Origin of the sequence: Duganella sp. Root198D2 (genome assembly GCF_001428585.1) — a bacterium.
Lineage (GTDB): Bacteria > Pseudomonadota > Gammaproteobacteria > Burkholderiales > Burkholderiaceae_D > Rugamonas.
This window is the reverse complement of record NZ_LMIC01000009.1, coordinates 84,910-101,832: the sequence shown is the minus strand read 5'-3', so window position 1 is coordinate 101,832 and position 16,923 is coordinate 84,910. Positions and strand designations below refer to the sequence as shown.

13 protein-coding genes and 1 tRNA gene are annotated in these 16,923 nt (G+C 65.9%); 4 read left to right on the top strand and 10 right to left on the bottom strand.

The genetic code is table 11. The features are described from left to right. Positions 1-5: 5 nt before the first annotated feature. Complete coding sequence (locus tag ASE26_RS10890; RefSeq protein ID WP_055933756.1) at positions 6-392, bottom strand: hypothetical protein; 387 nt, start codon at positions 390-392, stop codon at positions 6-8. Between the two features lie 431 nt (positions 393-823). Here ASE26_RS10890 and ASE26_RS10885 point away from each other — a divergent pair. After that, positions 824-908: transfer RNA gene (locus ASE26_RS10885), tRNA-Leu, on the top strand. A gap of 64 nt (positions 909-972) precedes the next feature. Here ASE26_RS10885 and ASE26_RS10880 read toward each other — a convergent pair. Then, positions 973-3,621, bottom strand: a complete 2,649-nt coding sequence (locus ASE26_RS10880) for an AAA family ATPase (RefSeq protein ID WP_055933758.1) — start codon at positions 3,619-3,621, stop codon at positions 973-975. 63 nt (positions 3,622-3,684) lie between these two features. Beyond that, positions 3,685-4,086, bottom strand: a complete 402-nt coding sequence (locus ASE26_RS10875; RefSeq protein WP_055933760.1) for a GtrA family protein — start codon at positions 4,084-4,086, stop codon at positions 3,685-3,687. Between the two features lie 91 nt (positions 4,087-4,177). Here ASE26_RS10875 and ASE26_RS10870 point away from each other — a divergent pair, with 91 nt between their 5' ends. Beyond that, the gene (locus ASE26_RS10870) at positions 4,178-5,689 is read left to right on the top strand and encodes a hypothetical protein (protein WP_055933761.1); all 1,512 of its coding nucleotides are present in this window, start codon (positions 4,178-4,180) and stop codon (positions 5,687-5,689) included. A 7-nt stretch (positions 5,690-5,696) separates the two neighbouring features. Here ASE26_RS10870 and ASE26_RS10865 read toward each other — a convergent pair whose 3' ends face one another. The 6 genes from ASE26_RS10865 to ASE26_RS10840 all read right to left on the bottom strand — a co-directional run bounded on the left by ASE26_RS10865 (position 5,697) and on the right by ASE26_RS10840 (position 14,525). Continuing rightward, positions 5,697-7,601 (bottom strand): hypothetical protein, encoded by a 1,905-nt coding sequence (locus tag ASE26_RS10865; protein WP_057246213.1) that lies wholly within the window; start codon positions 7,599-7,601, stop codon positions 5,697-5,699. Further along, positions 7,601-8,029, bottom strand: coding sequence for a GtrA family protein (locus ASE26_RS10860; RefSeq protein ID WP_055933765.1), 429 nt, complete (start codon positions 8,027-8,029; stop codon positions 7,601-7,603). Before ASE26_RS10860 ends, ASE26_RS10865 begins: the two co-directional genes overlap by 1 nt. Positions 8,030-8,040: 11 nt before the next feature. Next, positions 8,041-10,032 carry a hypothetical protein gene (locus tag ASE26_RS10855; RefSeq protein WP_055933767.1) on the bottom strand — a complete coding sequence of 664 codons (1,992 nt, stop codon included), beginning with the start codon at positions 10,030-10,032 and terminating at the stop codon, positions 8,041-8,043. Continuing rightward, positions 10,029-11,597, bottom strand: coding sequence for an NAD(P)/FAD-dependent oxidoreductase (locus ASE26_RS10850; protein WP_055933769.1), 1,569 nt, complete (start codon positions 11,595-11,597; stop codon positions 10,029-10,031). Before ASE26_RS10850 ends, ASE26_RS10855 begins: the two co-directional genes overlap by 4 nt. A 147-nt stretch (positions 11,598-11,744) precedes the next feature. Continuing rightward, on the bottom strand, positions 11,745-12,197 hold the full coding sequence (locus ASE26_RS10845) for a DUF2214 family protein (protein ID WP_055933771.1): 453 nt from the start codon (positions 12,195-12,197) through the stop codon (positions 11,745-11,747). 12 nt (positions 12,198-12,209) lie between these two features. Then, positions 12,210-14,525, bottom strand: a complete 2,316-nt coding sequence (locus tag ASE26_RS10840) for an NADP-dependent malic enzyme (protein WP_057246211.1) — start codon at positions 14,523-14,525, stop codon at positions 12,210-12,212. A 325-nt stretch (positions 14,526-14,850) separates the two neighbouring features. Between ASE26_RS10840 and ASE26_RS30555 the strand changes: the two genes are divergently transcribed. Further along, the gene (locus tag ASE26_RS30555) at positions 14,851-15,021 is read left to right on the top strand and encodes a hypothetical protein (RefSeq protein ID WP_156398089.1); all 171 of its coding nucleotides are present in this window, start codon (positions 14,851-14,853) and stop codon (positions 15,019-15,021) included. Positions 15,022-15,055: 34 nt separating this feature from the next. Beyond that, positions 15,056-16,021 (top strand): thiamine-phosphate kinase, encoded by a 966-nt coding sequence (gene thiL, locus ASE26_RS10835; protein ID WP_055933775.1) that lies wholly within the window; start codon positions 15,056-15,058, stop codon positions 16,019-16,021. On the opposite strand, the gene ASE26_RS10830 is transcribed toward thiL, so the two are convergent. Next, a complete protein-coding gene (locus tag ASE26_RS10830; protein ID WP_055933777.1) occupies positions 16,011-16,838 on the bottom strand; it encodes a helix-turn-helix domain-containing protein in 828 nt (275 codons plus the stop codon). The genes thiL and ASE26_RS10830 overlap by 11 nt on opposite strands. Positions 16,839-16,923 lie beyond the last annotated feature (85 nt).

Sequence of the window (16,923 nt, the reverse complement as noted above, 5' to 3'; positions counted from 1 at the left end):
CCCCGCTAGCGCGAGGCGATCACCGTGATGTGGCGCGCGCTGGCCGCGTCGGCGAGCGACAGTTTCTCGTAGTTGCGGATGGTGACTTCCGTGCCATCGTTATTGAAGGCGACGCGCGTCCCGGCGGCCGTCACCAGCTCCCCGGGCGCGACCGGGAACAGCTCGGTCTGCGGTTCATCTCCCAGCTGGGCGAAGAAATGCTTGCGGTACTGGGTGAAGCGGATGGTCCTGCCGTTGCCCAGGTCATAGGTGTAGGCGTAGTCGCGGAATTCGCTGCGCTGCATGGTATAGCTGCTGGGCGCAGGTACGCGCACCGTCAGTTCGTCTCCCGCCAGGGCGGAAGCACTCAACAACAAGGCGAATGCTGCCGCACTCGCTGCCAGGGTTTTCATGGCGTCGCTCCTTCAGATAAAGCGTCGTGGCGCACCGCTTTGATGCGCCACGGCCGCTGCATTGTCTGCTGTCGTCTTCTTCGCTTGCTTGGCCGTCAGTGCGGCATCGCTGTCCGTAGGCGCCCTGGCCCGTATCCGGGGAGCGCTCGGGGCCGGGGCGGGTGGGGTGCACCTGCGCCGGCTGTCCAAACCTGGTGCCCTGCGCCGCAGCCATCAGCCATGGCGCAGTGGGAGCAAGCTTGCGCTTGCGGCGGCCCCGTGGTGGCCGCTTTGTCTGTTCGACTCAGTCATCCTACGCCCGGCTGTTATGCTTGGAAAGCTGCCCGTGCGCTCATTTTTTTTAATTTGGACACCGCGCCCCATAGCTTAAATATTTGCTGCAGGGTTGCCGCGCGGTGGCAAATCGGTAATAATGCGTGTCGCGTTAAGTGGCCCGAGTGGTGAAATTGGTAGACGCAGCGGACTCAAAATCCGCCGCCGCAAGGCGTGCCGGTTCGATTCCGGCCTCGGGCACCACCCTCTTCTTCCCCAACGCCAGCCTTCAATATACGCTGCGGCGCGCGCCGCGGCATCCGTCAGGCTACCCAGATTCCCGCTGTTCCCCACCTATTTTTTGCTGGATCCGGCTCATGAGCTCGGAGCGGTTGTGCGCCCCCAGTTTGTCCAGCAGGGCCGAGACATGGTGTTCCACCGTGCGCGGCGAGCGCACCAGGCGGCGCGCAATGTCGGCATTGCTTTGCCCGGCCAGCAACAGGTCGAGGATTTGCGCCTCGCGCCGCGTCAGGCCGTCGGGATGGCTGCGCGCCGCCTGGTAAGGCCCGCGCCGCAGCTTGGGCAGGTCGATGCCCTTGCCCAGCTGGCTGGCCAGGCTGCGCGCCAGCGCCGCAGCCGGCCGCGCCCCCAGTTCCTCGAATAGCGCCAGCGCGCGCAGGGCGGCCGGCCCGGCGCCTTCGCCTTGCACGCCCAGCAGGGCCAGGCCGGCTTCGAACGGCAGCCCAAGCGCGCGCCACTGGTCGCTGGCAGCTGCGCCGTCGCCGCGCAGTTCGGCGCCAATCGGCGGCGGCAGCGCCGCCGCATCCAGCTCTGGCGGCAAGCCGGCACGGTGCTGCCACAGCGCGATTTCGCCGCGGTCCCACAGGTTGACGCCGGCAATATCGTATTGCGCCAGCGCGGCCAGGCCGGCGCGGCAGGCTTCCAGCTCGCCGGCGATCCATGCGCTCTCGATGCGGCCCAGGCTCGCTTCCACGATGCGCTGCGGCTCGCCCGTGGCCAGCGCGCCCTGCCAGGCCTGGTCCAGGTGGCGCAGGCCTTCGGGCTTGCCAAGCCGGGCGCAGGTACGGCCCAGCACCGTCAGGGCCGGCAGGCGCATGATCAGGGTCAGCTGCGGCAGCTGCAGCACGCCGCGCGCGATCGTCTCCGCTTCCGCCAGCCGGCCCTGGGCCATGCGCAATTGCGCCTGCCAGCCGACCAGGTAGTGGGTCCAGGCGTCCAGGTCGTGTTCAGTGTCGAACGCGATGCCGTCGCTCACCACCCGCTCGGCCAGGGCGAAACGCTTGGCGGTCACGGCGCACTCGCCCAGGTTGGTGAAGCAGCGTGCCGCATGCTCGTGGTAGCCGTGCTTGAGCGCCAGCGCCAGGCTTTCCTCCAGCATGGCCTGGCCGGCCGGGTCGCCGCCGAACAGGCGCACGGTGCCCACATTGTTCAGTGCATGGATGCGCGTTTCCACATCGCCCAGTTCGGCCGCCAGCGCCAGCGCGCGCTGGCCCCATTCGATCGCGCCTTGCGGCCGGTCCTGCAGCATCTCGTGCTGCGAGCGCAGGCTGTAGGCCATGGCCAGTTCGCTGCTGTGCGGCAGCTGCTCCAGCGTGGCGATGGCTTGCATGCCATAGCGCCCAGCCAGCTCGGCTTCGCCGCGGTACCAGTGCAGGCGCGACAGCCAGCGCAGGTTGAAGCCGACCTTGTCGCTGCGCCCCAGGCTGCGCCACAATGCAATGGCCTTGTGGCGCGCTGCGATCACGTCGTCATCGATGCACACCAGGCCTGCTTCATACGACCATTCCTCGTAGAGCTGGGCGGCCTCCGGCGCCGGCGTCGCGGCGCCGACAAAGCGCAGCGCTGCCGCCAGGTGCGCCGCGGCCTGGCGGTGCGCCCCCAGCCGCGCCGCCTCGTGCGCCGCGCGCGGCGCCAGGCCCAGCACACGGACCGGGTCATGCGCGGCAGCGGCATGGTGTACCAGGCGCGCCAGCTCGGCCGGGCGCTGCGCCGGGGCATGCTCGCTCAGCGCCTGGCAGACGCGCTGGTGCAATTCGCGCAGCCGGGCCGGTGCAAGCTGGCTGGCCACGGCCAGCCGCGCCAGTTCGTGGCGGAACATGAAGTGGCCGGCCGCTGTGGCCTGCAGCAAGCCGCGTGCCGTGCAGCGGTCGCACACTTCCACTACGCCTTCGCCCAGCACGCCGGCCAGCAGCCAGTCTTCGCAGGGCACCGGGCTCACACTCAGCACGTCCAGCAGGCCGCGCTCGGCGCTGTCGAGGCGCGCGACCCGGGTCCAGACCGCGTCGCGCACCGACAGCGGCAAGCTGCCGCCGGCATCGGCCGCGGCCAGCAGCTCGGTGACAAAGAAGGGATTGCCGGAGGTGATGCGATACAGTTCAGCGGCGTCGCGTCCGGCGCCTGTTGCGAGCCGCGCCACGGCCTGCGGCGACAGCGCCGACAGCGCGATGCGTTGCGTGCTCGATGGCGGCAGGTCGCCCACCCAGCGCCAGAATGCATGGCCGGCCACCAGCTCGTCGCTGCGCACGCTGGCCAGCAGCAGCACGCGCAGGCCGGCCACGCGCCGCGCCAGGTATTTCAGCAGGTCGAGGGTGGCCTGGTCGGCCCAGTGCACATCTTCCACCAGCAGCACCGTGGTGGCGCGCGCGCCGGCCAGCCAGGCCAGCAGCCTGGGGAACAGGCGGTCGCTGCCTTCACCGTCGAGCAAAGCAGCCAGTCCATCGCCCAGCAGCGGCGCCATGTCGCGCAAGGGCCCCAGTGCGCGCGGCGTGAACAAGTCTTCGCAGCCGCCTTGCAAAACCTGGTAGCCGGCGCCCAGGCCGGCCGCAAACTCCTTCAGCAAGGACGATTTACCGATCCCCGCTTCGCCGATCACCAGGGCAGTCGCACCCTGCCCCGCAGCAGCCTGCCTGGCCATTTCCCGCAACCGTTGCAACGGCAGTTCACGTTCGATCAACATGCTCGACTTTCGGTCACACCTAAACATTTAAGCAAAGGCAGGCGTGATTACAAGGCCGATGTATCAGGTGAACAGCAGCAGCTTGCGGGCACCGAAGTTGAACAGCACGATGCTGGCGCCGGCCGCCATCTTGGCCGGCAGGTAGCCCAGGCCGGCCTGCTCGACCAGCAGGCCGATCACCAGTGCATTCAGGGCCAGCCCGGCGGCGCCGACCAGCGCAAAGACCGCGAACTCATGGCGCCAGTCCGGCAAGCGGCGAAAATCAAAGACCCAGCGGATCGAGGCCACATAGTGGCACAGGATTCCCAGCAGGTAGGCCAGGCTGGCTGCCAGCAGGTAGTGCAGGCCGGCGGCTTCGACCAGCAGGTATAGCGCCAGCGTATCAATGGCAAACGCGGCCAGGCCCACCGTCGCGTAGCGGAAGAACTGGTGCGCGATGCGCTGCGGTGGCGGTTGCATGATCATTGGCCGCCCCAGCATAGCACAGGGGTGCGGCACATTTGACGCATGGCAATTGTTAATGCAATATTAAATATTTTCAGACTGTGGAAGATTGATGGGCGATACTGCAACAGCCAATCCCGGCGCCACCCCGCGCGCCGGCGCGCCCGGGCCCGCGGCGGCGGCGCGCGAATTCGACCTGCTGGAGCTGCTGGCTGCTGCCTACCTGCTCCTGCCGCTGTTCGTCTTCCTGCTCGGCTGGTTGCGCTGGCCCTTTGCGTTGCCCTTGAGCCTGGCATTGCTGCCGGCCCTGTACCGCGCCTGGCAGGGGCGCCAGCTGCGCGCCGTCCGGCTGTCGCGGCGCGAACTGCTGGCCGTGGCTGCCGTAACGGCCGCCTGGGTCTGCCTGAGCGGCCTGGCGCCCGCCTTCTTCCTCAACCTCGACTGGATGACGCGCATGTCGGTACTGCGCGACCTGGTCGTCGGCAGCTGGCCGCTGGGCTACGACACCGCTGCCGGCGAGATGATCCTGCGCTGCCCGCCCGGCTACTACATGGTGCCGGCACTGGCCGGCAAGCTCTCCTCCCTGCATGGCGCCCGCCTTGCCCTGTGGGGCTGGACGGCGCTGGGCACGGCACTGTTCCTGGGCTTGGTCGTAAGCGCCAACCCGGCGCGCAAGCCCGGCGCCTGGCGCTCCGCCTTGCTGATTGCGGTGTTTTTCAGCGGCATGGATATCCTGGGCTGGCTGATTTCGAGCCACAGCAGCCTGCAATTCGGCGCGCATATCGAGTGGTGGGCCACGCAATTCATTAATGGCAGCCAAATCCAGTATTCGTCGCAAACGACCCAGTTGTTCTGGGTCCCCAACCATGGCCTGCCGGGCTGGCTGCTGGCCGCAGTGGCCTGGCGCCACCGCCAGCACGGCTTGTCGGTGCTGGCAGCGGCGCTGCTGTTGCTCGGTACGGTGTTCTGGGCACCGCTGGTGGCGCTCGGGGCGGCCCCGCTGCTGCTCTGGTGTGCCTGGCGCGGCCAGGGCTGGCGCCAGCTGCTGCAGCAAAGCCTGCGCCTGCCGGTGCTGGCCTTGCTGCCGGCCGGCTGGCTGGTGTGCCGCTACCTGACCATGGGTGCGGTGCCGGCCGGCGCGGCCGCCGGCGGCGACCTGACGATGCAAGTCTATTCCGCCATCATTTTCTCGGCCTTCGAATGGGGCCTGCTGGCGTGGGCCGTCGCGGCGCGCGGCGAACGCGCAGCGCTGCTGCTGCTGGCCTTGCTGCAATTATTGCTGCTGCCCTTCGTGCACTTTGGCCCTTCCAATGACCTGGTCATGCGCGCCAGCATTCCCGCCCTGGTGATACTGATGATGGCAACGATCGAAGCCTGGCAAACGGCGCAGCCGCTGCGCCGCAGCGCCATCACTGTCCTGCTGGCCATCGGCAGCGTCACGCCCCTGCTGGAATTCGAGCGCGCCTTCCAGTCCGGGCCGCGCTACCTGCACGAACAGGCCAACTTTACCGATGTCACCGGGGAATCCGTTGTGTGGCATTACCTCAGCCCCGTGACGCGGCCCGATGTCAAGGCCATGTTGAAACCGGCCCGGCCGGTCCCGGGCGCGGCACAGCAACCCTGAAGCGGTTCTACCTGGCGCCGCGCAGGCGGGCGCAATCGTACAGGTAATAGGTGCGCCGGTATTCGCGGTCCTCGACCCGGGCGATGCCGCCTTCGCCCAGCTGCCATGCCAGCACCACGAAGTCCAGCGCCGGGTCGCCGCAGACATAGGCCAGCCCGGCCTCGCTCGGCACCGGCAATTCCGACATGCGCAGTTTGGCGGTCGAAGCGTCATGCTCGCGCACGGAATCGCGCATGCCAAGCCGGTGCAGGCGTGCCAGCCGGCGCGCCCCTTCCAGCGCCGTGCCGCGATTGAATGCGGCGCCGGCCAGCTGGACCGACGACACATAGTTCGCGCGCTGCAGCAGGAACCAGCTGCCGCGCACATCGTTCTCCCAATACACCACGGCCTTGGGCGCAATCAGGGGCTGGAACACGGCCCGCGCATCGCGCCGCGCCTGGTCCGAGACCGGATACGCATATTCCGGCGGGGCGATGCGCCACAGCGCAGCGCCAGCCAGGCCGGCCAGCGCCGCCAGGCAGGCCAGCAGGTAGCCGCCGCCTCGCCCGGACGCCATGCAGCGCCATACCAGCAGCAGCAGCGCGGCACCGGCCAGCGCCAGGACGCCGGTCCCCAACAGGGTCCAGCCCCAGATGCGTGCCGCGCTATCCTCGATCAGCTGCGGCGCCAGGGCGCCCGAATCGGTGGCCAGCTTCAGCACTTCCGCCAGCCAGACAGTGCCGAGTGCCAGCAGCAGTGCCGTGAGCGCGCGGCTGGTGGCAGCGGACAACGCCAACGGCGCGGCACTGCGCACTTGCCAGCACAGGGTTGCCGCCGCCAGCACGGCAAGCACGCCGCCGATGCTGTTGCGCGTCAGCGTGGCGACGACCAGCGCCAGCAGCAGTAGCCGGAATACTGCGCCGCGCTGCCAGTAGCTGGCCAGCAGCCAGGCCAGGGCAGGTACCGCGCCCAGCTGCAGCAGCCACAGCGCGCGCCAGGGCTGGGCCTGGATCAACAGCAGGTTGTGGAAACATCCCGTCCCCAGCCAGCTCGCCAGCAAGCCGATGGCGCCGGCCGCTGCCAGGGATGCGAAGAAGCGTGCCTGGCGGCCCTGTGACAGGCACGCTGCCGCCAGCACCAGGCTGAATGCCAGCACCGCGCGGCTCAGCCATTTGTCGGCATGCCAACCGTCCCAGGTGACCATGGGCGCCTGCCGGATCACATGGACCAGCCATTCCTTGTCCATGCCCAGCACGATGCGGTCGAAGGGGCTGACGCCGCTGGCCACGCCCAACGCCAGGCCGGCCGCGCCCAGCGCCGCGCCCAGCAGCAGGAGCCGCGGGCGTCCCATGCCCAGGAATAGCAAGCCGGCCAGTGCGGCCCCGGCGGTCATAAGCGGGTGCAGCAGGAAGGCCAGGACCAGCGCCGGCAGGCCCCAGTGCCAGCGGCCGCGCACCAGGCAGGCCAGCGCTATCATGCTCAGCGCCTCAGCAAAGATGCGCGGCGTCGGGAACGGTTCGCCCAAGGTGAAAATCCCGACCAACGGGCCGTAATCCGAGGGCAGCAAGACCAGGCACACCATGCCAAGCCAGAATGGCAAGCCGCGCAGGAAAGTCGCCAGCAGCCAGCCCGCCCCCGCCAGCCATAAGACGCTGCCCAAAAGGTACAACAGCTGCGCCGCCGCCGGCAGGCCCAGGGCAGCGATGCAGGCCGCAAACAGGGGGCTGAACAGGGTGAACGAATCCTGCGAGCCGTACAGGAAGTACAGGTCGTTCTGGAAATTTTCGGGAGAAAGCCGGCGCATGGCCTGCACCGCGTACAGCCGGCTATCGTGCCACAGCCCGGTCCAGGGATGAGCCAGCAGCCAGGCGGCGGCCAGCAGCAGCAGGAGCGGCAGCAAGCGCCGGTCCCAGGTACGCGGCGCCAGGATCATCAGGCCTGCGCCCTTGCCGCCGAGAACAACAGCACCTTGCGGGCGCCGAAATTGAAGAACAGGATCACGGCGGCCGCCACCAGCTTGGCTGCCATATAGGGCATGCCAAGCAACTCAACCTGCAGGCTGATGGCAAAGCCGTTCAGGATCAGGCCGGCAATGCCGATCAGGAAGAAGATGATGAATTCGCGCTGCCATTGCGCCTCGCGGCGGAAATGGAACACCCAATTGACCGAGATCAGGTAATTGCAGACCATGCCCAGCAAATAGGACAGGCTGGCCGCCAGCAGGTAATGCAAGCCGGCGAAATGGGCCAGCAGGAACAGTGCGCCGTAATCGACGACAAACGCCATGCCGCCAACGAAGACATAGCGGATGAACTGGATCAGGCTACTGGCGCTTGGTGCGCCCAACAGTTTCTTTAACATGGTTGATGCTTTCAATGCGACGCGTAGCTGCCGCGCAGGCGCGCGCAGTCATACAGGAAATAGCTGCGGTCAAAGGCCGGATCGTCGGCCTGCGCCACCGCCAGCGCGCCCATTTTTTGCGTAAGCACGACAAAGTCCAGCGCCACGTCGGCGCAGGCGTACGCCAGTTCCTCGGTACCGGGTTGCTTCATGTCTGCCAGCATGCGGTAGCTATCTTCGCGGTTCTTGCCCAGCACCACGTCAGGCGCAGCCAGGCGCTCGAGGCGGTGCAGGCGGCGCGCGCCCTCCAGCGCGTTGCCGCGGTTGAAGACCATGCCATACGTCTGCGCCACCGAGGCATAACTGGAGCGTTGCAGTACAAACCAGCTGGCGCGCAATTCGTTTTCCCAATACACAGTCGCCTGCCGCGGAATCAAGGGCACAAAGGCGGCCCGCACGGCCCGCTCGCCGGCAGCGGAAATCTGCAGCCGGTTGGCGCTATAGCCCTGCCGCAGCAAGGCGGCGCCCGTCACCGCCAGCAGCGCCATGCCTGCCGCCAGCGCCCAGCCCGCGAACTTCCGGCGGCCGGCACAATGCCAGATGCCGAGCATCAAGGCCAGGCCCAACACGGCGCCCCCGCCCAGGCGCAGCAGGGACAAGCCCCAGCCCATGCCGCTGCCGACATCGACGGCGTAATTCCAGTGGCGCACGCCAAGCGGCGTAGTGGCTTGGGCATCCACCTGCGCCAGCCAGATGCTGAGCATGGCAAGCAGCAGGCAGCATAACAAACCGTAGGTTCGGTTGGAGACCGGCTTGGGCGCCGGCTGGCTGACCAGCCAGCACAGGGCAGCCCCGGCCGCCAGGGTGACCAGGCCGCCAAAACTATCGCGCGCGAACACACCCAGCATGATGGTGGCCAGCAAAAACTGGAATAGCCGGCCACGGTGCCAGAACGCGGCCAGCAGCCAGCCCATGGCAATCACGGCGACCAGCTGCACCAGCCACATTGCGCGCCACGGCTGGATTTGCAACAGCAGCAGGTTATGGAAGACCGAAGTGCCGAGCCAGCTGGCCAGCAGGCCCAGGCCGCCCACCAGCGCCACGCAGTAATAGAAACGGGCGCGCCAGCCCGCCGACAGCCGGGCGGCCATCAGCACCAGGCTGAAGGCAACGGTGGTGCGGCTGGCCATTTCACCGAAACGCCAGCCGTCCCAGGTCACGATGACCGACATGCGGGCCACCTCGGCATACCATTCCGCGTCCATCGCTTGCAGCAGGCGCTGGTAGGGCAACAGGTCCAGCGCAATGCCGGCAACAGCCAGGATCGCGCCGGCCACCAGCAGTGGCACGGCTTGGCGGATACCGCCGCTGACCAGGTAGAGCGCGCAGAACAGCAAGGTCGCGATCGTCATCAGGGGATGCATGACCAGCGACAGTGTCATGAACAAGGCCGGCCACAGGCGCTTGCCGCGCAGCAGGCAGGCCAGGGCCAGCATGCTCAGCGCCTCGGCAAGGATGCGCGGCGTCAAATAGGGCTCGGCCAGCGAGAAAGACTTGATCGGGTCGTAATCGGTTGGCAGCAGCAACAGCCAGGCCAATGCCACCCATAGCATCGGGCCGCGCAGGAAGGTTGACAGGAGGAAGCAGGCGCCGCCCAGCCACAGGGCGCTGCCGGCGAGCTGCAGCAGCAGCGAACCGCCGTCCAGGCCGAATGCCTGGATGCACGCACTGTACAGGGGGCTGAACAGGGTGAATTTGTCTTGCGAACCGAACATGAAGAACAGGTCGTTCTCGAACTGCTCGGGGTACAACAGGTGCATGGCCTGGGCGGCATACAGCCGTCCGTCATGCCAGATGCCGGACCACGGACGGACTGCCAGCCAGACGGCCACCAGCGCCAGCAGCAGCAAGGATTCGCGCCAGCCCCAGCGCCGCGCCAGCTGGAGCGGCGGCGCCAGCCGCGCTGGCGGTGCCGGCGGCTGAGCTGCCGGTTCCGCCCGCAAGCTGTGCGCTTGTTGCGTCATGCCGTTTTCTTCTCTTCGTGATACTCGTCGTCGATATTAACGTCCCACAGCGCATCCTTGGACGTTTCGCCGGAAGCGATCGCTTCAGCTGCCAGCTTGGCCGTCAGCATCGAGTGGTCCTGGTTGTTATAGCGGTGCATGCCGTTACGGCCTACCAGGAACAGGTTGCCGATGGTGTCGGTATAGCGGCGCACCACGTCGAACTGGTCGTAGGTGCCGAAGTACGCCGGGTAAGCCTTCGGCACGCGCACCACGGTACCGTCCAGCACATTGGTGCCGGTCAGCATGCCGATCTTGGCCAGTTCGGCGGCGCCGAACTTGATCAGCTCCTGGTCGTCCATCTGCCACAGGTCGTCGTCTTCATTGCAGAAGTACTCCAGGCCCATCCACATGGTGCCTTCATCCTTGACCAGGTGCGGGCTCCAGTTGTTGAAGATCTGCAGGCGGCCGATGCGCACATCCTTTTCCTGGATGTAGATCCAGTTGTCGGGCAGCGCCGCGCCATCGGTGGTCAGCACATCCGACTTGCGCACCAGCAGGCCGACAGTCAGGAAGTCGCGGTACATCAGGCCGTCGGCCACCTTGCGCACTTCGGCCGGCACATCGTTCATGCCCTTGACCAGTTCGCGCACCGGCATGGTCGATACCGCATGCGCGCACTGCAGGCGGAAGTTCTCGCCGCTCTGGCGGTCGATGCCGCTCACGGCCACTACCTTGCCATCCTTGGTTTCCACGCCGGTCACCGCCTGCTTGTAGCGGATTTCGCCGCCGCCCTCGGTGATCATGCGCGCCACTTCCTGCCACATCTGGCCGGGACCGAATTTGGGGTACAGGAACTGTTCGATCAGGCTGGTCTCGGTGCCCTTCTGCGATACCCCGCCCTTGCTCTTGAAGACCTGCTTGACCGCGTGCCACAGCGCCTTGCTGATGTTCAGGCCCTTGATGCGCTGCGCGCCCCAGTCGGCGCTGATCTGGTCGCACGGGATGCCCCACACCTTGTGCGTGTAGTCCTTGAAGAAGGTTTCATACAACTCGCGGCCGAAGCGGTTGATCATGAAGTCTTCCAGGTTCTTTTCCGGCCGGCGCGGGAACAGCATGATCCAACCGTAGGTCACTGCGACCTTGGTCAGGCGCCACAGGCCCAGCTTGGCGGCCGTGGAGGCATTCATCTTGATCGGGTAATCGAAGAAGCGGCGCAGGAAGAAGATGCGCGACAGGCGCGAACGCACCAGCATGCGGCGGTCGTCGTCGCTCTCCAGCGCAGTGCCGGCCACCTGCACCGAGGTCTTCTTGTTCTGGTAGGTCAGGTCGAGCGAAGCATTGGCCGCGGCGTCGATCGGCAGGATCTCCTGCCACCAGTTCATGACCCAGTCGGATTTGGAAAAGAAGCGGTGGCCGCCCAGGTCCATGCGATTGCCGTTGTGGCAAACGGTACGGGAAATCCCGCCCACCTCCTCGCTCGCCTCCAGCACAATCGGGCGAATGTCGGTGTTCCGGATTAACTCCAGGGCCGCAGTCAGGCCTGCGGGACCGGCGCCGATAATAACGGCGTATTGCTGCCCCATAACAACTTTTCCTTCCAGTTTATTCAATAATAAAAGCAGCTGCCCAAGAAACGAGCAGTGCATCAATGAATTTTACCGTGTGGAAATTACAAAAGCTATAACTGGCGTATCGAAATGTCGTGTGGAACCAGCAAATCAGCAGCTTTTTCAGGTGTAACCGTAGCCACGCGCCATGGCAGCGGCGGCGATTGGCAAAAATGCAAATATGTGGATTTCGACCATCAGGCTCTTGCGCACGGCGCGGATGTCGACTTCTTCCGGGGCGAAGCCGGCATCGGCCGACTGCGCCTTGCGCCAGCGCAGCAAGGCGCGGGTCGGCTTGATCGACATCAGCCCGATCACCCCGAACAGCACCACCTTGGTCCAGAACACGTGGTTGTGCAGGTAGAAATCGGCCCCCTTGGCGCCAAAGAACACGCGCAGGAAGCCGATTGCCACCAGCGACAGCGACATGATGCCGAGCGCGATGTCGTACCTGGCCGCCAGCTGCACGGCAGGCGGCTGCATGCCCGGCCGTACCAGCACCAGCTGGGCGGTGATGGCGGCGGCGATGCCGAAGGCCAGCAGGTGGTGCACGATCGCGAGCAGCAGGTCGGTCATCAGCGTGCTCCCTTATGCGCGTTCCGACACCGCGTCGACCACGCACAGCGCCGTCATGTTGACGATGCGGCGCACGGTGGCGGACGGGGTCAGGATGTGCACCGGCGCAGCGCAGCCGAGCAGGATCGGGCCGATCGCGATGCCGTTGCCGGCCGCGGTCTTGACCAGGTTGTAGGCGATATTGGCGGCATCGATATTCGGCATCACCAGCAGGTTGGCGTCCTGCTTCAGGGTGGTGGTCGGCAGCAGCTTGTGGCGGAACTTGGTGTCGAGCGCGGTGTCGCCGTGCATCTCGCCGTCCACTTCCAGTTCCGGCGCGCGCTGGCGCACCAGTTCCAGCGCGGCGCGCATCTTCTGCGCCGATTCGCTGTTGGAGGAACCGAAGTTCGAATGCGACAGCAGTGCCGCGCGCGGCACCAGGCCGAAGCGCTTCATTTCTTCCGCCGCCATGATGGTGATGGCGGCCACTTCGTTGGCGTTCGGGTTTTCATTGACGTGGGTGTCGACCATGCACAGCTGGCGCTCAGGCAGCACCAGGATGTTCATCGCCGCGTAGACGCAGGCACCCGGGCGCTTGCCCAGCACCTGGTCGATGTAGTGCAGGTGCAGCTGGGTGGTGCCGAAGGTGCCGCAGATCATGCCGTCGGCATCGCCCTTCTTGATCATCATGGCGCCGATCAGCGAATGGCGGCGGCGCATTTCCAGCTTGGCGTATTCCTGCGTCACGCCCTTGCGCGCGGTCAGCTCGTAGTATGCCTGCCAGTATTCGCGGTAACGCTCGTCGAAGTCAGGGTTGATCACGTCGTAGTCGACGCCCTGCTTCAGGCGCAGGCCGAACTTCTGCACGCGCGCATCCAGCACGGCCGGGCGGCCGACCAGGATCGGGCGTGCCAGCCTTTCATCGACCACCACCTGCACCGCGCGCAGGATGCGCTCTTCTTCGCCTTCGGCGTAGACGATGCGCTTCATTTCCGGCGGCGCCTTCTTGGCCACCGAGAACACCGGCTTCATGAAGGTGCCGGAGCGGTAGACGAACTGCTGCAGGCTGTCGGCGTAGGCTTCCAGGTCCTTGATCGGGCGCGTCGCCACGCCGGATTCTTCAGCAGCCTTGGCCACCGCCGGCGCGATCTTGGTCAGCAGGCGCGGGTCGAACGGCATCGGGATCAGGTATTCCGGGCCGAAGGCCAGGTTGGCGATGCCGTAGGTGGTGGCGACGATGTCCGACTGCTCGGCGTGCGCCAGGTCGGCAATGGCGTGCACCACGGCGATTTCCATTTCGCGGGTGATGGTGCTGGCGCCGCTATCCAGTGCGCCGCGGAAGATGTAAGGGAAGCACAGCACGTTGTTGACCTGGTTCGGGTAGTCCGAACGGCCGGTGCAGATGATGGCGTCGCCGCGCACCGCCTTCACGTCTTCCGGCAGGATTTCCGGATTCGGGTTGGCCAGCGCCAGGATCAGCGGATTGGGCGCCATCTCCTTGACCATGTCCTGCTTCAGCACGCCGCCGGCCGACAAGCCGAGGAAAATGTCGGCGCCGGAAATGCATTCGGCCAGGGTGCGGTGCGGGGTTTCGCGCGCGAAGCGCTCCTTGTCCGGGTCCATCAGTTCGGCACGGCCCTTGTAGACCACGCCGGCCAGGTCGGTGACCAGGATGTTTTCGATCGGGAAGCCGAGGTCGACGATCAGGTCGAGGCAGGCCAGTGCCGCCGCGCCCGCGCCGGACACCACCAGCTTGACGTTCCGGATGTCCTTGCCGATGTATTTCAGGCCGTTCAGGATGGCGGCGCCGACGATGATGGCGGTACCGTGCTGGTCGTCGTGGAAGACCGGGATCTTCATCTTCTCGCGCAGCTTGCGCTCGATGTAGAAGCACTCGGGGGCCTTGATGTCTTCCAGGTTGATGCCGCCGAAGGTCGGCTCCAGCGAGGCGATGATGTCGACCAGCTTGTCCGGATCCTGCTCGTTGATCTCGATGTCGAACACGTCGATGCCGGCGAACTTCTTGAACAGCACGCCCTTGCCTTCCATGACCGGCTTGGACGCCAGCGGACCGATATTGCCCAGGCCCAGCACGGCGGTGCCGTTGGAGATCACGGCCACCAGGTTGCCGCGCGCGGTGTACTTATAGGAGTTGGCCGGGTCGATGACGATTTCTTCGCATGGCGCAGCCACGCCCGGGGAGTAGGCCAGCGCCAGGTCGCGCTGGTTGGTCAGTTGCTTGGTGGGGGAGACGCTGATCTTGCCTGGCTTGGGGCACTCATGGTACTCAAGCGCGGCGGCGCGCAGTTGTTGACGAAGTTCTTCTTTCTTGTCAGATCCCGAATCCATGCTCTACTGCCCCTTCTATCCTGTGTCCGAAAGCCTCCGATTCTAGCAGATAGAGTGGTTGCTCTAACGTAGGTATTTTTACCAATGCCGAATTTTCATCGGTTTCCATTGCCTTTCAATCAAGAATCATGCCGGGCGATGAGATTTTTCCGTGGAACAAGTTAATAAACTGTCGCGCAGGCGACAATGCTGACTTGCGGCACGAAACCTTAAAATCTTGTTGCGCCAAATCGTATTTGCTTGGAATTTTCGGCGAAAGCAACTTTACATATGGCATTTTCCTGCATAGACTGGGTTTACTGGCACTTAACGGAAGGAAAATACCATGCGTAATGCACTCTGGCATTCCTGGTCCCGTCTGTCCGGCGTCCTGTTCCCTGCGACTGCCGTCGCCTTATTTTTCACACCCCAGGATTCCAGCTATGTTGCCGTGCTTGCCATGGCAGCCCTGGCGTCCGGCGGAACCTGGGTTTACCTGCGCGACAAGCGCGAATAAGGACGGAGCCGGGGTAGCCCGCTAGAATGGCGGGATGCTTTCCGAATTCGACCTGATCAAACAATACTTCGTGCGCCCCCTGGCGGGACGCGCTGCCCTTGGCATCGGCGACGATTGCGCCCTGCTGGCCCCGACACCGGGGATGCAGACAGCCATTTCGTCCGACATGCTGGTCGAGGGCCGGCATTTCTTTGCCGGCGAAGATGCCCTGCGCCTTGGCCACAAGAGCCTGGCCGTCAACCTGTCCGACCTGGCCGCCATGGGCGCCCGGCCGGTGGCGTTCACGCTGGCCCTGGCCCTGCCGGCCGCCGAGCGTGCCTGGCTGGACGGCTTCTCGCGCGGCCTGTTTGCGCTGGCCGACCTGCATCGCTGTGAACTGATCGGCGGCGACACCACCAAAGGCCCGCTGAATATCTGCATCACCGTGTTTGGCGAAGTGGCGCCGGGGCGCGCCCTGCGCCGCAGCGCCGCCCGCGCCGGCGATGACATATGGGTATCCGGCACCCTGGGCGATGCGCGCCTGGCCCTGGCCGGCTATCGCGGCGAACTCACGCTGCCGGCCGAGGCGCAGGCAGCAGCCGGCACGCGCATGCATACGCCGACGCCGCGCGTGGCGCTGGGCGTCATGCTGGCCGAGCGCAGCCTGGCCCATGCCGCCATTGATATTTCGGACGGATTGGTGGGCGACCTGGGCCACATCCTCGAAAAGTCCCGCGTCGGCGCCACGCTGAATGCCGACGCACTGCCGGCCGGACCGGTGCTGGCGACCCAGCCGCAAGCCCTGCGCCGCGCCTTCACGGCGGCCGGCGGCGACGACTATGAAATCTGCTTCACTGCTCCCGCCTCAAGGCGTGATGCGATCCTCGCCGCCGGCGCCGAATGCGGTACGCCGGTCACCCGCATCGGCCGCATCGACGACGCCGCAGGCCTGCGCTGGACCGATGCCAGCGGCGCGCCGCTCCCGCTGGAGCTTTCCAGCTTCGACCACTTCACGCAATAGCGCGGCGATATTCGCCCGGCGGCTTGCCCACCAGCGCGGTGAACTCCCTGATGAAATGCGCCTGGTCATAGTAGCCCAGGCCTAATGCGAGCTGCGCCAGATCCGGCGCAGTGCCGGCCTGCAGCTGGGCCACGGCTTCGTGCATGCGGTAACGCTTGATCACCCACTTCGGCCCGACGCCGACGTATTGCTGGAACAAGCGCTGCAAGGCACGCTTGTTGATGCCGGCCTGTTGCGCCAGGACGTCCACGGCCAGCAGTGCAGGATCGGCGGCAATCGCTGCCACCAACGCAGCTGCGCGCTCCGCCTCGGCATCGGCATCGGCAGGCGGCAGCCGTGACAGCAGGAAGACTTGCGCCGCTGCGGCCATCGCTTCCGGCCCCGAACTTACCGCGCACGCGCGCACTTGCCGCGCCAGCTCATCGCCTTGCGCGCCAAACAGCTGGGCCAACGCCACGCGCTGGTCGGCTATCCCGGCAACGGCGCGGCCAAGCAAAGGCCGGAAGCCGCCCGGCCTGAATTTGATCCCAAACGCAAAGCCCTGCCCCGCCAGCAGCTTGGTGTAGCGCGCCGTATGCACGCCATACACGCCGTCTCGATCGTGCTCGATCACCAGGTGCACATTCGGGTGCGGCAGCGTCTCCTGCTGTTGCGGCGCCTGCCCATGCATATCCCAGCCCACGTACCAGTAATGCTCGACCAGCCCGGCCAATTGCGCGCACGGCGCCAGCCGTTCGTGGCGGAATGTACCCGTCGCAAAATGCGGCACCAGGATGCCGCGCGGTTCAGTATCGATTTGTCGCGTTTTTCCAATCATCAGGCGCAGGAGACTACCATAATGGCCGGCATGAAATCACTGATCCCATTACTATTTGCATTCGCCGCCGCAGCGGCCAACGCAG